The organism is Martelella alba (assembly GCF_005217455.1).
Lineage (GTDB): Bacteria > Pseudomonadota > Gammaproteobacteria > Enterobacterales > Enterobacteriaceae > Acerihabitans.
Map to the genome: position 1 here is coordinate 1 of NZ_SZPQ01000036.1, position 18,085 is coordinate 18,085.

The 18,085-nt window shown below is 56.6% G+C and carries 9 protein-coding genes, 4 tRNA genes and 1 pseudogene; all 14 read right to left on the bottom strand.

Going from position 1 to position 18,085, the window contains the following annotated elements; genetic code table 11:
- Nucleotides 1-7,559: hemagglutinin repeat-containing protein (locus FCN80_RS19840; protein WP_230492803.1), on the bottom strand; the 7,559-nt coding region annotated here is incomplete at its 3' end.
- A 30-nt stretch (nucleotides 7,560-7,589) separates the two neighbouring features.
- Nucleotides 7,590-7,766, bottom strand: a pseudogene (locus FCN80_RS27490) (ESPR domain-containing protein); the annotation flags it as partial.
- A 54-nt stretch (nucleotides 7,767-7,820) separates the two neighbouring features.
- A complete protein-coding gene (locus FCN80_RS19845; protein WP_230492804.1) occupies nucleotides 7,821-9,542 on the bottom strand; it encodes a ShlB/FhaC/HecB family hemolysin secretion/activation protein in 1,722 nt (573 codons plus the stop codon).
- A gap of 565 nt (nucleotides 9,543-10,107) precedes the next feature.
- Nucleotides 10,108-10,184: transfer RNA gene (locus FCN80_RS19850), tRNA-Pro, on the bottom strand.
- 188 nt (nucleotides 10,185-10,372) lie between these two features.
- Nucleotides 10,373-10,459, bottom strand: a tRNA-Leu gene (locus FCN80_RS19855).
- Between the two features lie 14 nt (nucleotides 10,460-10,473).
- Nucleotides 10,474-10,549 (bottom strand) — tRNA-His (locus FCN80_RS19860).
- A 64-nt stretch (nucleotides 10,550-10,613) separates the two neighbouring features.
- A tRNA-Arg gene (locus FCN80_RS19865) sits at nucleotides 10,614-10,690 on the bottom strand.
- Nucleotides 10,691-10,918: 228 nt separating this feature from the next.
- Nucleotides 10,919-11,659 (bottom strand): lipopolysaccharide N-acetylmannosaminouronosyltransferase, encoded by a 741-nt coding sequence (gene wecG, locus FCN80_RS19870; protein WP_136992029.1) that lies wholly within the window; start codon nucleotides 11,657-11,659, stop codon nucleotides 10,919-10,921.
- A gap of 24 nt (nucleotides 11,660-11,683) precedes the next feature.
- On the bottom strand, nucleotides 11,684-13,027 hold the full coding sequence (gene wzyE / locus FCN80_RS19875) for an ECA oligosaccharide polymerase (protein WP_136992031.1): 1,344 nt from the start codon (nucleotides 13,025-13,027) through the stop codon (nucleotides 11,684-11,686).
- On the bottom strand, nucleotides 13,024-14,103 hold the full coding sequence (locus FCN80_RS19880) for a TDP-N-acetylfucosamine:lipid II N-acetylfucosaminyltransferase (RefSeq protein WP_230492805.1): 1,080 nt from the start codon (nucleotides 14,101-14,103) through the stop codon (nucleotides 13,024-13,026). The genes wzyE and FCN80_RS19880 overlap by 4 nt, the downstream gene beginning before the upstream one ends.
- Complete coding sequence (gene wzxE, locus FCN80_RS19885; protein WP_136992034.1) at nucleotides 14,097-15,356, bottom strand: lipid III flippase WzxE; 1,260 nt, start codon at nucleotides 15,354-15,356, stop codon at nucleotides 14,097-14,099. Before wzxE ends, FCN80_RS19880 begins: the two co-directional genes overlap by 7 nt.
- Before the next feature lies 1 nt (nucleotide 15,357).
- Nucleotides 15,358-16,488, bottom strand: coding sequence for a dTDP-4-amino-4,6-dideoxygalactose transaminase (gene rffA / locus FCN80_RS19890; protein ID WP_136992036.1), 1,131 nt, complete (start codon nucleotides 16,486-16,488; stop codon nucleotides 15,358-15,360).
- A 4-nt stretch (nucleotides 16,489-16,492) separates the two neighbouring features.
- A complete protein-coding gene (gene rffC, locus FCN80_RS19895) occupies nucleotides 16,493-17,209 on the bottom strand; it encodes a dTDP-4-amino-4,6-dideoxy-D-galactose acyltransferase (RefSeq protein WP_136992038.1) in 717 nt (238 codons plus the stop codon).
- Nucleotides 17,187-18,068, bottom strand: coding sequence for a glucose-1-phosphate thymidylyltransferase RfbA (gene rfbA / locus FCN80_RS19900; protein ID WP_136992040.1), 882 nt, complete (start codon nucleotides 18,066-18,068; stop codon nucleotides 17,187-17,189). Before rfbA ends, rffC begins: the two co-directional genes overlap by 23 nt.
- Between the last annotated feature and the right edge of the window lie 17 nt (nucleotides 18,069-18,085).

The following is an 18,085-nucleotide window of genomic DNA, read 5'->3' on the forward strand; positions in this document are numbered from 1 at the left end:
GCCTGCGCGCCCAAATCGATGATAAGCTGCGCCTGCTGCAAACGCCTGTGCGCTTGCTCCTGGTCAAATATCGGATTAATGCTGCCGTTGGCGTGGTCAGTATCCCGGCTCAGCTCGGCCACATCCTGCCGCTGCTGGTTCTTGTCCCGAATCATCAACTTACCCGCGCTGACGGCCGCTTTGGTGGTACCATGCGCATGATCGCTCTTATTGACGCCGCTTATGGGTAGGGCGGAAAGGTTGCTGAGAATATTGCCGCCTACCGGCCCGCCGCTGTTGAAACCCGCGCTTTGATGTTTGACTTGATAGTCGGCCTGATTGTGGATATCGCTCCAGCCCAAGGTGCCGGTATCCAGGGTATTCTTAGCGACTCCGGCCTGGCTGGCGATGACCGCGCCATCCAGTTGGGTATGTCCCTCGACCTTGATGTCATACCCGCTCCCGCGCGCAAAAAACCCGGTCTGCTCCGCCACGCTGTTATAATCGCTTTTGATCGTGTCCCGACTGACGTTGACGCTGGCCGAGCCGCTCATGGTGCCGAAGGTGAAACTGCCACCAGCGCTCATGTTCTGCTGTTTGGCTTCGTAATGGTCGCTGTTGCGCTCGCTTTGCAGCGTGAGATGGCGGCCGATGTCGGCGGTGATGCGATCGCCGCTCGCCTGCGCGCCCTTCAAGGTCGTATCCCGGCCGCTGGTGAGTGTCAAGCGGTTGCCCGCATCCAGTGTGGTATCGGTATGGGTCAGGCTATGGCCTTTATGGTAACCTTTGCCTTTGTTAACGCTGGCCGATACGCTCAGGCCGGCCCCGCCTGAGCCGACACCGATACCCACGCCAATGCTGCCTCCCTTGCTGCTGTTTTTGCCTTCCGTTTGTTCAGTGCTGTGCGCTGAAAGCAGGTTGATATCCCGCGATGCATTAAGAGACAGATCATTGCCCGCCTTCAATTGGTTGCCGGTAATTATAATGTCCCCGCTATGGCGGGCATGATTTTTCCCTGTGGCCGTTATCGACAGATTTTGTCCGGCAGTGAGTATGCCGCTCCGCGCCTGGGTGCTTTGGCTGCGCGTTTCACTCTTGGAGGACTGACTGCCGTATGACAAGGTCACGCCCACGGTATTGGTAGCGCCACTTTCCGCGCCCTGATCGCCGGCCTTCAGGCCGGCCGCGGCATTCTTCGCATCCGCCGCTTCCGTTAGCGCATTGTCATAATGATATGCCTGTACCGCCTGAATTCCCGACAGGGCGGCTTTGGTGTTTTGCAGGGCGCTGAGACGGCTGTCGCTTTCCTTCCTTGCCCGTTGCGCCGTGGTAACCGCCGCATTGACCGCGCTGCCTACTGTTCCCGACAGCGCCAGTGTCAGGCCACTTTGTTTTGTTTCAAATGTTTCTTCTCGCGTCCATTTATCATAGCCGGCGTCAATCCGCACGCTATCGCCGGTCAGGTTAAGATCTTTACCGGCCACCAGATCGGCTCCGTCAATATGCAACTGATTGCCCGCCTGAATATTGACACTGCCTTGACTGCTCCCCACCGTACTAACGCTTTGACTATGGGTGACGCCGTTTTCGTCCACTTGATGGCGGGTCGATTGGCTACCCACACTGAAACCAATACCGCCGCTGCCGCTCAGGCCGCTTTTCTTGTGCTCCTCCAGCAAGTAATGGGATTCGGTTTCTGTGGCGGCGGCAATGACGACATCACGCCCGGCTTGCAAGTCGACGGTCTGGTCGGCGGCAATGGCCGAACCGGTGAGCACCAGGTCGTTGCCTGCGGTAACGCTGATACTCCTACCGCTGAGCAAAGAGCCTATTTCATGGGTAACCTTATCATCCTTTATCGTGTGGCTGGCGCTCTTGCTGGCAACGCCGGTTTTATTTGAGTGCGTTTCCGAGAATTGCGATTGCCGTTCGGTGGCGCTGTTGAGTTTCACATCCTGTGCAGACTGTAGTGCAATGGCGCCCTGTTCGCTGTGCAGGGTGCTGCCGGTCATGGCGATGTTTCCCTTACGGGCAATAACCGCGACGCCGCCACGCCCGCTGAAGGTGCTCCCCATGGCCTCATCCCGTGATGTCGACATATCACGGCGGCTTTCGGTATTGTTTAGCCGTATCTGCTCGTTGTCCTCATCAATGACTTGCTGGCGCGCTTCCCTGAGGAGGATATTTTCAGCGCTCAGGGTTAAGCGCCCCCGTGTACTGTCAACCTGCGCGCCCTCGGCAAGCAATGTCTTGCCGGCAGCCAGAAAAACGTCTTGCGCGCCGCTTAGCATGCTGGGCAGCAAACGCTCTTCCTCCCGCCTATTGCTCACCAATGACGTGCGGCTGTTGGCGGTCAGTTGCGTTGTGTTGGTTGTGGTCTGTGTCAGTAATTTGACATCGCCGCCCGCCTGTATGTTTAGCTGTGCGCCGGCTTGTGCTTGACTGCCTTGAACCTTGATATCCTGTCCGGCCTTGATATTGAGCCGGCCGCCAGCGCTAAGCTGGCTTCCCAGCGCCTGCTGCCACTCACCTTGGATTGTTGCCAGGCGTCCGCCGGCATGTATATCCCCCTCGTTGAGGGACGAGCGCCCCGCAGCGAAAAGCGTTCTACGCCCGGCCGAACGATCGCCCATCGCCCCGGCGAGCACATCCAGACTGGCAGTATGACTGCTTTTGGCCGTAGTGATCTCCAGGTTGTTTGTCGCGTTCAGGCCAAGAGTATTCATGGCGTCGATTTTCGCGCCCCGCAAGCGAATATCGGTTCCACTCAGGTTGATATCTCTAGCGCTCATGGCGGCCTGCCGCAACGCATCTTGCAAATTCGTACTGAGCGTTAGACTCTCCGCCTGTATATCGATGGCGTCGGCTTTAATATCGCCGCCCTGATGAAGGACATGTTTAGCGTCGAGCGTCAGCGCCTGATCGGCACAAAGCGTGCCGGCGTTGTTGATGCTCTCGGCCGAGAGGTGCAGTTCACCCCCCGCGATCACTGCGCCATCGCCGGTTAGACGTAACCTGGCGTGTGATAGATAGACTTTCGGTACCCAAACCGTTTGCGGCCCATTCACCGTCTCAACCGTCTCGCTTACCAGCCAAACGATATCCTGCGTCAGCGCCGCAATCTGTTCTGGCGTCAGCGCCACCCCGGGCACCAGATGGAAATCCGCCGCAACCCTCACGCCGTTATTCATGAGTTGTTGATAAGCAGCCAAGGCATTTTCACCGCGTGCCGATGACCGTCCGGTAAGTTTTAGCCACTGTTCACGCACCAGACGCTGTTCATAGAAACCATCCCCCAGGCGTTTAAGCGTTTGCGCCGGAGAAAAACCGACCCGCGAGAGCAGGTAGTCACTGCTGATAAACTGGCTTCGGCTGGTGAAGCGTGGGTCGGTTACCACAAGGAACGGGCTGTCCGACGCGGTATGTTGCCGGAACAGGCCGTTATCGGGTATGGTCGTCGCCACGCGGCTCAAGTGTTGCTTTTGCGTCAACGGCAATTCGGCCGGCAGGAAAGGATAGTCGGGTGAATGGTTTGAAAAACGGCCCGTTGCACGTTGGCTATCGTCGTCCTTCTGGCCTATACCCTCAATGCCGAATGCCAGAGGGTTGCGCTCCCACTCGGCGCGTTCGGCGTCAAGAGCATGCAAGGCCGCCTCGGTACTGCTGATTTGCGCCTGGTTGACCGTGTTATTTCTGATGCTTAACCCGGTAATGGCGGTTTTGCCGCTACTCTCTATGTTGCCCTTTATGATGGCCAGCTCGGTGGATTCGTCGCGGTTGAATGTGGGATACCAGTGCACGGTGTCTTTGTCATAATGGTCGACAATATATTCCTGGCGCCGTTCGTTAATAGAATAGCTTTTGTTTTCCACCCGACCGCCGCCGTTGATGTCGAGATTATCGTTCGCCGTTATAGTGCCGGCATCGTTGAGCAAGTGCCCGGTAACACGCATCGTCATGTTACCGCCAGCCTGGATTCGGGGGCCTGTCCCCTCGGATACAAGGATATCGCGCGCCACCGTGCCGGTGACGGTACGCTCGCGGAAGTTACTATAATCATCTACCCAAGGCGCTTGGGCGATATCGATGTGTTTCTCGGGCGTCCACTGTTCAATGCGTCCACGATTATATTCGCGCCATACGGTATTGTGATAGGGCGTCGGCGCGTTGTCCTGCCGGTGTCCGCGCGTTTCGTAGAAGGTCATATCGTGACTGCCGTCCGCGTTAGGCTTCAGGGCCAGATAATTCACCCACAAGTCCACAAGCGGTCCTCTGGCCGTCTTGACCCGCACTTGGGCGCGTTTACCGGTTGCATCGATATTCAGCAAGGTGCCATAGCGGTTATGTCGCGCCTCGGCATCATCCCGGAAGCTCAAGCGTTGAACGGTCGGCGTCATGGTATTTTTATCATAATTGATGCCCGAGCCGTAAGAGCGCCAATAATAGTTATAACGGCGCCATTTGTATTCGTTCTTTTCAGCGGCGCGTTCGATTAGCAGTCCTTCGCGCAAATTGTGCAGCCGGCCCGCCGCCACCTTAACCTCGCCTGCCGCCTCAATGACGCTAGCGTTATTCTCAATCAGCCCCTTGCTGTCGAGGTTAAGATCGCCGCCGCTGTTGAGAAGGGCGCCGTCCCGGTTGGTCAGGCGCTCCCCGGACTGAAGACGCAGCGACCGGCTGGCCGCTATCACGGCATCACGGCCATGGTTGTCAATGTTGCGGCCGTGCGCTTCGATATCATCGCCAGTTATGGTTGCCGGATTATCCAGAGTATCGATATGCAACAACATACTGTCGGCGTCGATTCGACCCTGATTAAGCAATTGCCCGGTGGTCAGTTGCAAAATCTTGCTCACTATCTGCCCTTGATTGATAAGTTGCGCGCTGGTGATAGCCAGACTGGCTGGCAATTCCCATTCAGTCAGGTTGGTCAGTACGCCCGCCACCGATAGGGAAACAGCGCCATTACTCATCAGGGTACTGTCGGCCCGATGGGTGTAATCATGCGGTAAGGTCAGCGCCAGAGCCCGCCCCCCCTCAAGCGTGCCTCCCTGGTTATCAAGCGAGTGGGCATTAATGGTCAGACTCTCACCGCTCTTTATCATACCATTTTGATTATTAATGGCTTTTATGCGGTAAACACTATCGCGCTGGCCAATAAGCCGACCTTGATTGTTGTGTAATTCACCTGTCGTAAGCGTTAAGCCGCCGCGTCCGTTAAATTCGCCTTGGGCATTGACGATCCGATCGGCGGTTATTGCCATGTCATTATTGCCGCGTATGGCGCCCGCGTTGTTGTCCAGTAAAGTGGAAACACTCAGGGCAAGATAGTGCTGGCTCGCTATCGTTCCCCCGGCATTTTGCAACGACCGCGTATCCAGCGTCAGCGTTTTACCGCTTTGCAGTTTGCCTTGGCGGTTATCAAGCCGGCCCGTTAGACGGATCTGTAAGGCATCGTTACTGCGCAACAGACCATTGCGGGTGTTATCGAGGCTAAACCCAGCTATGTTCAGCGCCTCACCCGCCAGCCATTGACCGCCGACATTGTTTATTTCGCCAGTTGAACTCTCTTGTGCGGCGCCACTCGCGTCCAATCGCCCCTTAGCCATTATCTTGCCGGCGGCGTTGTTGATAGTCTGAGCAACATGCAATCGCTGATTAGCATTTGATTGAAACAGGCCCTGGTCGTTATCCAACCCAGCCGAAGTGAGTGTCATGTCTCGCTGACTTTGTACACTGCCCTCCCGGTTGTCAAAGAGGTCACTGACAGCCGTCCACGCCCCCAGGCTCTTCATTTCCCCCCGCCTGTTGGCGATGCTTTGCGCTTGCAGTGTCTGAGTTGATCCGCTGAATATGCGGCCCTTGCTATTTTCCAACATGCCGGTAGATTGCATGTTCAGGTCGCCCTGACTTGTGATTTGACCCTGCGCATTGCCAAGATGGACTGAGCTCAGTTGTAATTGCTCGCCATAAAGCAAACCGGACTGATTGTCGATAACCCCCCCGGCATTGATGACTAATTGTTTCCCCGCACGGAGTTTTCCCTCGGCGTTATGAACGTCGGCATTTGCATTAACATACAGGGAAGATCGGCTAGTGAGTATGCCAGACCGGTTGTTGAGGCTGCCGGCATCGACCCACAAATCGCCGTTGGCGCTTAATTTGCCGCCATCATTATCAACCTTGCCGCTAATCCGCCAATGCTGCGCTGCGCCGCCTATCCCCAAAACGCTACCACGTTGATTCATCAGGGCGCCCGCAGTGATGTCCTGTTGACGCGCCTCAATAATGCCCCCGGTATTGTCCAGGACGCCGGTCAAGGCGAAGCGGCACTCCCCGTCATTGACCTGCGACCACACGGCATGCTGGTTGAAAAGACTATCGGCATGGATTTCCCAGCGCCCGGCCCAGACCTGCGACTGCCGCGCATCAACCTTATCCTTGGTATGGATTGTTAACTGACCGCTGTCGATCTTCGCCTGGCGCAAAGCGACCCCGCCTTTCTTTGACGTAACGAGAGTATGAACGGCCGACAATGTACTTTGGCTGATATCGACTTGTCCGGTGGCATTGAGATGAATATCACCCGACGCCACCAACGTACTCGATTGCTTGATTGCCCCCTCACAGCTGTGTATCGAAATCGCGCCGCCGCTGTGTAATTTGCCGCCATGCTCAATTCCATTTCTGGCGGCAAGCGTAATATTACCGCCGGCTTTCGTCACCGCTTCAGGTTCATGGACTTGCCAACTGAGACGGCCGGCGCTGCTTACAGTCAGGGTTTTGCCCACATGGATATAACCGCCCTGATTACGCACGCCCACGCCCGCCTCAGTGCCGATCATGCGGATACTGCCGCTGTACATGCCACCCATCTGTCCCATATCTATCGCCACTTCCGGCGTATCGTCGCCGGCGTTCTGCGGCGTGATGGTCTGTCCATCCGCACTGATATGGTTTACGCCGGCGACTATCGATAATTTTTCATTGGCCCAAATCCCGGCGTTGATCTCCACGGCACGCGCCAGAATATCCACGTATGGGGTGTCGCCTCGACCATTGTTATTCAGTCCGCTCCCCTCTACGCGCACCACGCCGCGCTCGACCTGATAGCCCGCCAAACTGCCGTCGGCATTCAATCGTGGTTTCCCCGTGGATAACGTCATTTGCCCAGCGTTAATGGTGCCGCAGCCATTGCACACTATCCCCGCCGGGTTAGCGATAATGACATGCGCGCTTGACCCGGCCACCTCGAGGAAACCGCGCAATTGGCTTGGATTGTTGCTATTGATTTCATTGAGAATAACTCGCGCCGGCGCGGCATCCGGATGCAGATTGGGGTTACCCTGGATCATCCCGGCCAGCTGGGTGGACGTCATTAGCGCGGAGTTGTTGAGAATGGCGCCGCGACTGCCGATATCGAACTGCTGATACGCGTTGTGCGACACCCCCGCCTGATTGGGCGCGGAAATATTGACTTGCGGCAACCCGTTGTGGGTGGCAATGACTTCCGCTTGCTGCCCCGGCATGGCGCCACCGTCCGCAACAATGCCGTGCGCCGCCACAGGACCGGCGATCATCGCGCATCCCAGAAACCACGCCATTGGGCGTATTGTCACCCACAACCGCGACGTTCCACCGCCCCGGTTCCGCCCCGATGCCGTATGGCAACGGCGGGCCAGTTCACTTACTACGCGTAACTCTCCGCGAGCGCGGCTAAAGATAAGGCGGTAGCAATGTTTATTCATGGGCAATATCCCTCTAACGGCGATCACGACCGCCAGCATCCGTTTGGATACAGGTCGATATTTGATAAGTGCGGAGCTTCTTCGGACGACGTCTCAGATCGTCAGATTGAGATTGAAGCCGGCTGTCACGCCGGAGGTGGTAAAATTTTGGGGTTTGTAAAGCGGTAGGCCGACAAAGAGGTCGTAGTTGACTTGTCCTGGCAATGCGCCGCGCAGGCCGATGGCGCCGCCCGCCAACTGACGCCCGACCAGATTACGCGCGGCGGGGCCGCCCACATATCCATAGTCCATGGCAAGATAGACTTCATGGCCGCGCGAGCGCACATTCCATGCCAGCTCATTGCGCCATAACAGGCCCCGATCGCCGGAAAGCACATGCTCGCCATCGAATCCGCGTACCGTATAACGACCGGCAATATCCATCCGATCCTGGGACGTCAGCGCCTTCGGACTCGATTGTCCGCGTATCACGCTGTAGTAACGCCACGGTTGCTTTGCGATGGAGAACGGTTGGTGGAGGCTGATGTCTCCAAGCAAGATCCCACTGCGGGCGCTGCCGGTGTGGGTGGCTTCCCCCGGGGCCGGCCGTGCGCCGAACATGCCGGTACCGCTGCGCCAGCTAAGATTGCCATCCAATGTGGCGCCGCCAGGGTAGCTGCGCTGGTTAACCCCCATTTCCCAGCCCGCGGTGCGACGGCAGTACAATTTCATCTCATAATCGTTTACCGCGTTGGTGGAGTTCCTGCGATAAACCGTTACATTGATTGTGGTTCTGTGCGATTGATTACGAAATATCAGTCGTGACGCGGTTAGCTGCCATTCATCGCTTTTACCACTGAAGTTCAGCACTTGGTTAATATTGGAAACGACCTGTTTGTAGGTTAACCTGTTGTAATAAGCCGAAAATGCCCAGTAACCCAGCGGGAAAACATAATTCAGGGTTTTCGAACGCTTACCGGAAGGGCCTGACTGGAACTGGTTTTCACTAAGACTGATATAAAACAGATCGTTATGCGCCAAGGGGGCGTCCACCGATAGGGTCGCACTGCCCAAATAGACGCCCGTTTTTTTGGAGTTGCCGTCTTCCAGCCCAAGACGCAGTCGTACCGCGCGGCTCTCTTTCCAGCTTACCTGTAAGTCACTGGTCGCATCGCGCGCGCCGGGCATAATTTTAATATCCGCGGCGGCGCTGGGGGCGCGAGTCAGGTTCTCCAATCCCTGCTCGATATCGCGCAGGTTGAGGATATCCCCCCTGGATGCCGGGATGGCATTCCATATCCGGCCGCGCCAAGAAACCGACTCATCGAAACGAATATCATTTATACGACCAGGCTGCAGGGTGAGCGTCAGAACGCCTTTTGTCAGGTCTTGCTCCTGCGCCATTACCCGGGTGGTGATATATCCCCTGGCCAGGATGGCGTTTTGCACTTTATTGATGACCAGAACAATCCCTTGTCCGCCCAAACATCGACCCTTGGCGTCGTTTGCCGCATGGAGCGCCCATTGGAACCGTTCTGATGAATCTCCTTTTAAAACCAGGTTATGAATGGTAAAGCACGGGTGTTCTTCTTTCGGATAATCCGGCAGGACGGTCGTGGGGTGCGCCAAGCGTACATCGGAATCGTAAGAATTCTTCTCGCGTTGGGCGCGCTCGCGGATTTGGTGGCGCTGTCGTTCACGCTCGTCCAAAATCGCCGCCTCTTGAACTGGCTTGTTAGACAAGGCAGTCGCCGAAAGCGCGCCGGGAAAGATAAACAGAACCGGCATTCCACACTTGAACAGATAATGTAAAACATGCGCATAACGGATGCTCATCCCTGGCTCCTCGTCATTTTATCGTCTTAAAAACATCATGTGTGTTTCGCCTTTATCACGACGAAGGTGTAAAAAGAAATATCATTATTGATACAGTGAAATATCATATTTTATTTCGAATAATATTATGAGAACAACATACGGGAAGTTAATCGTTTTTGGCTGGTGTGTGCCGTTGGAGGTTTGAGAACGCATACAACATGCGGGCGAGCATTACCTATTCTGAAGGAGACTGCTGAATTCAATGAGGCGCGACCTCTGTCGTCGGCGTTATCAACTCATTGTTTTTAAAGAACCACGTGAGCTTAATAAAGTTAGGATTTATATCTTCTCTTCCCTAGGATATTTATTTTATTTGAATTATATGAAGTAAATATCGATAATATTTGACAAGGCTACCGCCTACGTTAATTTACCGCGACCGCATGGACACAGTATAAATATCTTTTTGAAGCGGTGGGCAATTATCGTTTTTCGTTGGTGCTTTGTTCAAAAACATATTGGCTGAGGAACCGCTTGGACGATAAAAGCGGGTTAGACGTTGCCCAGGAAAGATCGAAAGAGTTGGTCGGCGAGAGAGGATTTGAACCTCCGACCCACTGGTCCCAAACCAGTTGCGCTACCAAGCTGCGCTACTCGCCGATAAGATGGTGCCTGATAGAACCCCGGAACCTCCGGCATCCAAAGCGCGGCCTGCCATCGCCCGCAGATACGCTAACGATGCCCCGCTTTTATCGCCTTTCCCACCGCCATCGCCTGCCCGATAATTCAGCGGCTAACGGAAACAGGGGAAGAAAGAGGACGATTGCCGACTATCATCGATAAGGGTGTGGTGCGAAGAGAGGGACTTGAACCCTCACGTCCGTTAAGACACTAACACCTGAAGCTAGCGCGTCTACCAATTCCGCCACCTTCGCATGCCCACATATTCTGGGGTGACTGATGGGGCTCGAACCCACGACAACTGGAATCACAATCCAGGGCTCTACCAACTGAGCTACAGTCACCATTATCGATTACCGCAACGCGGCTATGCAACTACTGCTACAGCGCTTGCGCACGACAGCAAAATGGTGCGCCCGACAGGATTCGAACCTGAGACCTCTGCCTCCGGAGGGCAGCGCTCTATCCAGCTGAGCTACGGGCGCTTAGCGCCGTTGCGGGTGGGGATAGTACGGAATCGCGGGCTGACTGTCTAGTGCTTTTTCATACTTTTGATGCGTTTGATGACGCTTTGCTCATTTCCTACCCGTTAAGAGCCTTTTCCCATCACCAGGATAACACCCGTCCCCACCGCCACTTTGCATCAAGCAAAGTATCCACATATCACGGGCAGAGTTTAACGGCGCAAGGGCCGCCCCTCCCGCCCCGCTTTTTCAAAGACGCCCGCTAAGATAGTAGCCGACATAACGCAACAGTCTAAGCTGGCGCCAAGCCCGTCCCGGCTGGCGCAGCAACCGGTAAAACCACTCCAGCCCCAATTGCTGCCAAAAAAGCGGCGCGCGTTTGACGCGCCCGGTAAACACATCATATGTCCCGCCGACCCCCATGTACAACGCCCCGGGATAAACCCGCCGGCACGCGCGCATCAGCTTTTCCTGTCGGGGAGAGCCCATGGCAACCGTGACTATGGCGGCGCCACTGGCCTGAATTCGCTCAAATAACGCCCCTTGCTGCTCGGCGGGGAAATAACCGTCCTGGCTGCCGACAATGTTCACCCGCCATGTATCGCGCAATTTGGCCGCGGTTTGCGCCAGCACATCCGGTTTGCTGCCCAGTAGAAATACCGGCGTGCCTTCCCGGCCGGCCCGCGCCATTACGGCCTGCCATAAATCAGCGCCAGCGATGCGCGAAACCCGGGCCGCGGGATATTTGCGTCGGATGGAATGCACAATGCTGATACCGTCGGCATAGTTAATTTCCGCTTCGGCCAGCAATCGCGCCAAGGCCGGATCCCGCTCAGACCTCAACACTTTCTCGGCATTGATCGCCACCAGGCAACCGGTTTTCACCCGGCCATCGGCAAACAGATAATCAACGCATTGTTGCTGATCGCGAAACCCCCAGAGGGTCAAGCCACGGATCAGATATTGGGTCACCCCGATATGATTATTCATCTTTTTCCCTACAGAGGTAAGCCATTACAACGCCTCTGTTGCGCCGCGCGTCCGCCGGGGACGGATCAGTCCCGCGCGGTTGAACACCCAGTACATAACTTTAGCCATTACCAGGCAAAGCACATAGACAAAGGCGAAAAACACCACGCGTGACACAAACGCATCGACGCCTTCCCGAGCCAGTACGATCATATTGAACACCGCGCCGAAGCAGAACGATTGAAGCAACGCCGAACGATAGCGATCGGATGCCGCCTTGCCTCGCTCGTAGAGACTATCGAATCCCTTCAGGATCAGCCCCACCACGACGGCGCCCAGGGGTATGAACCACACGCCGCCCATCACCACCAGCGAGCCGATGAGCGTCGGCGAAATCGCCAGCCCGGAATGGTTGTTCAGCACGTCCCAAGTGAAATAATTGGCGCTGTTAAACACCAGATTGGGACGATCCGGCCAAAGCCAGGACGGGATGAACACATAGAAATCCCGCACGATGGGCGCCAGCCCCTGAAAATCGATTTTAGAGTAATTTTGCAGGAGCAACGCCAGATTTTCCCAGGGGGAAAACGTATCCCGGGTTAAATACAAGAACGTGTAGAACGCTTCATCGCCGCTGACGTTTAATCCATAGCGCTTAAGCGCCAGCCAGAACATCCCCCCTATCGCCATAATGCCGGCGCCGGCCAGCATCCATAAATTGATCCAGCCGCGCTGAATGCCGATGAACAGGAACAGGGCGAAAGCGATAATAATATTGGCCCGCGTACCGCCCACCACTAAATAGGTAAAAATCCCGAACGCCACCGTGCTGCACAGGAAGAAAAACCAGCGGCGCCGATCCGGCTTGAGGAAATATACCACCAGCATCGCCGGGATGAAAAAATAGAAAAAGCGCTTAAGCGCCACATCGGAAACATCGCGGGAAAAGATCTGGCTGTAGGAGTGCAATCGGAACAACAGGAAACCGTTATTTATAAAAAAAACAGCGACGGTTCCGACCGCGATCAGCGCCAACAGCAGCCAGGCCAGATGCGTCTCCACACGGTTGAATCGGACTATTCGGCGCGCAGCGGTTGCGGACGGGGCGAACCAGCGGGTTTTGTAGCTGACATAATATATTGCGTAAAATCCGGTCGCCGCCAGCAATGCCTCGAGTAAATCGCCCACCGGCGGCACCTGGACGTGATAACGAAATACCAGTAGGCAGCTGAGCGGAAAGCCCAGGTAGAAGGTCAGCAGATAAAGCAAAGAAAAAAACACATTAAAGCTGAACCTGATACGCCGGAATTCCCGATAGGCCAACGTCAGGACGAAGCTCAACGACAGCAAATAGACCACCAGCAAGCCGCCAAACTGCCCCAATGTCATAGATATTCCCCTGCCGCGATTGCCAACGCCTGCCGCCAGCCCTGTACATAGTTGGGATAAAAGAACGCGATCCGGCTTTTGTCCACCTCGGCCATTTGCCGCTGCGCCTCACGCACCGTCGCCATGTTCAGGTCGTCGCCATGAAATAAAACCGGCACCTGCTGTCCAGACAGGTCCTGCCAGAATGGGTTTTGCCGACTCAGTACAAAAGGCACGCCGAATTGAATCAACAGGCAGAGCGTACCGATGCCTTGTTGGCGATTGAACAGAAAGTAACCCAGATCGCATTGTCGCAGCAACGCCAGATAATCGTCAAACATAACCGGTTCGGTGAGCAATTGCAGTTGCCGGCCGGGAAACCATTTTTCGCCCGCCTCGCGCACCCGGGCGATATAGGCGTCGTTATGGGCCGGATACCCCAGCGGGACAATGACCCTGGTCCCGGCGCCAAATTGCCGATGGATGGACGCCAGTACGTCGAGATGACGGTTGGAGGCGTCGCCGGAGTTGCCCACCAGGACAGTCAGCGATCGGTCTGGCTCGTCCGCTGGCGGCCGATAAGACAGATTGGGGTTCATGCGGGTCGGGAAATAGAGCGTCGTTGCCGGTACGCCGGGATGCCTGCGCCGATATACCGACAGATCCCCCTGAGTGGCGAAGACATGTCCCACCCGGCCTTGGGCGTAACGGCGCGGTAAATAGAACAGTCGGTGCTTCCAACGCCGGGAATCTTCATATAAATCCGCGCCCCAAATATGCCAGCTAACCCTGGCGCCGGGCAATTGTCCGATGAGCAAGGCCAGCCACAGGCCCCGGTTGAATTGACCGTGCAGCAAAAATCGCACGCCCGGCTCGGCGGCGGCGCGGGCGACCACCGCTTTGGCCAGCGCCGCCTGGGTAGGGAAGATTTGCAGCGTCAACTGCCGGAAAGCGGCTAAGGCCGCGCCGTCTTTGGCGGTTACCATGAATTGCCGCGCCTGGCCGGCGGGCAACCCCTCGGCCAGGTGATCATTGAAAAACTTCAGCACCGTCAGGTTGTGGTGGGGAATATCGGCGCCTAGCACATGAATCAACACGGTTTTTTGTTCCTGATATAAAGGATGAACACGCCGCCGCACAGAATGAAATAGACGATATAGGTCGCCATATAGGCTTGCGTGGCGCCAAGGGCGCCATGGCGGGGTATCAGCCAGTGTGAAAATGCCATCAACAACGCGAATTGGCTTATTTCAGTTAGAAAGTAGAAGCGCAGCGAGGCTTTGGCGATCACCAGATAGCCAAATATGTAAGCACCCACTTTCAATACATCGCCGACTAGTTGCCAAGCGAATAAATCACGCATAGCATCAAATTGCGCCGACAACAGCAGGCGGATCACCAGATCGCGCAGCAGCCACAGCAGCAAGCTGACGGACGCCACCGCCGGTAACGCAAACCGCAGGGCGCGGCCGATTTCCCTGGCGATATCGCGCTTGTCCGTCAGACGGGACAGCGTCGGCAGCAGATAAACCGAGAACGATGCGGTGATAAATTGCAGGTAGGCGTCGGAGATACTGCTAACGCCCTGCCATATGCCCACATCAGCCCAACTGTATTGCCGCGCCAGCAGGTTTCGCATCATGATATAGGCCAGCGGTAAGGTAAAAGATGTCATCACCGCCATTAAGGTGAATTTACCCAGTTGCACCGCTAATGTCCGGTCCAGCATCGGTCGCAAATCGCCGATTCTGATAAAATTCCGCCGGGCCAGGATCACCGCCGCCGGCGCCAGGGCGGCGGCCGGCACCAGCGCCAGACCGGCCAAGGCGCCCGGATAACCGCCTATCAGATAACTCAGTAAGTAAGCGCCCGCTCCTAGAATGCTGCCGCCGGCTACCGCCAATGCATTGCCCGCCGCGTCACGAAATCCTTTCAGAATCGCCATCAACAGATTGGCATAGGCGATGCCAAGTTGGATGAATGCCACCGCGTAGATCACCTGGCGGTAGCGATCATGCCCGAACAACCCGCGGCCGATAGGATCGGCGGCCAGCAGGAAAACCGCCGTCAGCAGGGTGGAAAAACCCAGCACCAGGGCGGAACCGGTACCCAGCACCCTGCGCAATTGAGCCGGTTGTTGCTGGTATTGGGCGACGTATTTGGTGATACCATTGAAAATGCCCGCGCCGGACAAGACGCCCAAGACCGTGACCAGTTGCCGGAAATTGCCGGCCTGGCCGACTCCGTCCGGCCCAAACGACACCGCAAGCAGTTTCACTACCAGCAAACCGACCGCGATTTTGACCGCCGTCGACCCGGCGGTCCAGATTGACGCCCTGGCCAGCGACATGTCAGGCGAAATAACCCAAAATCGCCGCGATAACCTTGGCCTGATCGCCGTCAGCGAGATTATAAAACAGCGGTAGCCTGACCAGACGACGGCTCTCCCGGCCGGTAAAGCGGTCCATACCGTGAAAACGCCCGAAACGCAGCCCTGCAGGGCTGTCGTGCAGGGGGATATAGTGAAAAACGGTCAGAATATCCGCCGCTTTCATATGGCGGATGAACGCCGCGCGGTCCTGTTCATCGCGCAATTTGATGTAGAACATATGGCCGTTCTGCGCGCAACCCGGCGCAATTGTCGGCAAATCGATACGACCTTGCTCCGCCAGCGGCTTTAGGGCATCTGAGTAGCGATTCCAGATAGTCAGCCGACGCTGATTGATAAGCTCGGCCGAGGCCAGTTGCGCCCAGAGATAGGCGGCCTGGATATCGGCCATCAGATAACTGGAGCCAATATCGCGCCAGGTGTATTTGTCCACCTGCCCGCGGAAAAACTGGCTTCGATCGGTGCCTTTTTCCCGGATAATTTCCGCCCGCTCCACCAGAGCCGGATCGTTTATCAGTGCCGCGCCGCCTTCGCCGCCGGCGGTGTAGTTTTTGGTTTCGTGAAAGCTGAAACAACCAATATGGCCGATAGCGCCTAACGCCCGGCCCCGGTAAGCGGCCATGACGCCTTGGGCGGCATCTTCCACCACCCAGAGGCGGTATTTTTCCGCCAGGGCCATGATAGTGTCCATTTCACAGGCCACACCGGCATAATGCACAGGCACGATGGCACGGGTTTTCGGCGTGATGGCCGCTTCGATCAGGGTTTCATCCATATTCATGGTATCAGGGCGAATATCCACGAAGACGATAGCCGCGCCCCTCAGCACAAAGGCGTTGGCGGTGGAGACGAAGGTGTAGCTCGGCATGATTACCTCGTCGCCGGGACGGATGTCCAGTAACATGGCGGCCATCTCCAAGGACGCGGTGCAAGAGGGCGTCAGCAGCGCCCTGGCGCTGCCGAACCGCTGTTCAAGCCATTGTTGGCAACGCCGGGTGAAATCGCCGTCGCCGCACAGTTTGCCGCTGCCCATCGCCCGGCGCATAAATTCGATTTCGGTACCCACCACCGGTGGCGCGTTAAACGGGATCATGTGTTCACCTGTAGAACCAGTAAGCGGCGCTGTCAATGTTGGCGCCGCAGGTTATATAAAGCCGTAACGCGGCGATATTGCCAGTCTGGGTCGCAACCCGCAAGCCTTGCCGACCCTGCTGGCGGCACCAGGCCAACGCCCCTTGGAACAACAGGCGGCCATAACCCCGTCCTTTCTGGGCGGGATCCACCGCCAGCAGACCGATGCGCATTTGCCCGCCGCCGAGTTCCCGCAGGGTGACCATGCCGAGAACGGCGTCGGACCGGCCTATCACCAGACAATGGTGATCGAATCGGCCAAGCACGGCGTTTTCCGCCCAAAGCGCGTAAAACCGCCGGTTATCTTCCTGGCGATACCAGGGTTCGCGAAACCGGCTCAGGGTGAACGCCGTGGCGGCCAAACGGCGTAACGCCGGAATGTCGTCGCGTTGGGCAAGGCGAAGCCCCGCCGCCACGCAGGCCTGCCACTCGGCGGCGCCGGCCGGCGCCGTCAGTCGGACGCCAAGGTCGATTTCCCCCTCCACCAGGCGAAAACCCAGCGCCGCCAGCGCATCGGCCTGTTGCGGATCATCGGCCGCCACTTTGGCCTGCACTACCGCAAACGCATCCAGCCGCTGCGTTTCGACCGGCGGTCCCGCCGGGTCGCATACCAGTCGGGCGTTAGAGAAGCCGAAGAACCGGCTTTCCCAGCGCAGGAGGTCAATATTGCCGCAAACGCGCATTAAGCAGATTCACAAGATACTGGCCGTAGCCGGTTTTGGCCAATGCCCTCGCCGCGTGGCGAACGCCGTCGTCATCCAACCAGCCGTTGCGCCAGGCAATCTCTTCCAGGCAAGCGATTTTAAAACCTTGCCGTTTTTCCACCGTTTGCACGAAGGTGCTGGCTTCGATAAGGCTGTCATGGGTACCGGTATCCAGCCAGGCGAACCCCCGCCCCAGCAGTTCCACCGTCAATTCGCCGCGATCCAGGTACATTTGGTTAATAGTGGTGATCTCCAGTTCGCCGCGAGACGAGGGCTTGACTCGCTTGGCGAAATCCGTGACCTGTGCGTCGTAGAAATACAGGCCGGTTACCGCCCAGTTGGACCGGGCCTTGGCCGGTTTCTCCTCCAACGACAACGCGCGGAAATCATCATCAAACTCCACCACGCCGAAACGTTCAGGATCCATGACCTGATAGCCGAAAAGGGTAGCGCCCTTGTCCCTGGCCGCCACCTGTTTCAGTTTCGGACTGAACCCCTGGCCGAAATAGATATTATCGCCCAGCACAAGGCAACTTGGTTCGCCGCCAATGAATGTCTCGCCTATCAGAAAAGCTTGCGCCAGGCCATCGGGGCTGGGCTGCGGCGCATAATGCAGATGGATGCCGAACTCGTCGCCATTTCCCAACAGACGTTGGAAAAAAGGCATATCGTCGGGCGTGGTGATAATCAGGATGTCACGGATTCCGGCCAGCATCAGAACCGATAACGGATAATAAATCATCGGTTTGTCATAGACAGGCAATAGCTGTTTTGACACGCCGCGGGTGATGGGATGAAGGCGGGTGCCCGATCCGCCCGCCAGAACGATACCTTTCATAGGCTCTCCTGCCGTCA

What these genes read in the sequence shown, in the direction of transcription:
- FCN80_RS19845 (WP_230492804.1), bottom strand. Translation starts at nt 9,542, where the DNA reads ATGAGCATCCGTTATGCGCATGTTTTACATTATCTGTTCAAGTGTGGA.
- wecG (WP_136992029.1), bottom strand. Translation starts at nt 11,659, where the DNA reads ATGAATAATCATATCGGGGTGACCCAATATCTGATCCGTGGCTTGACC.
- wzyE (WP_136992031.1), bottom strand. Translation starts at nt 13,027, where the DNA reads ATGACATTGGGGCAGTTTGGCGGCTTGCTGGTGGTCTATTTGCTGTCG.
- wzxE (WP_136992034.1), bottom strand. Translation starts at nt 15,356, where the DNA reads ATGTCGCTGGCCAGGGCGTCAATCTGGACCGCCGGGTCGACGGCGGTC.
- rffA (WP_136992036.1), bottom strand. Translation starts at nt 16,488, where the DNA reads ATGATCCCGTTTAACGCGCCACCGGTGGTGGGTACCGAAATCGAATTT.
- rffC (WP_136992038.1), bottom strand. Translation starts at nt 17,209, where the DNA reads ATGCGCGTTTGCGGCAATATTGACCTCCTGCGCTGGGAAAGCCGGTTC.
- rfbA (WP_136992040.1), bottom strand. Translation starts at nt 18,068, where the DNA reads ATGAAAGGTATCGTTCTGGCGGGCGGATCGGGCACCCGCCTTCATCCC.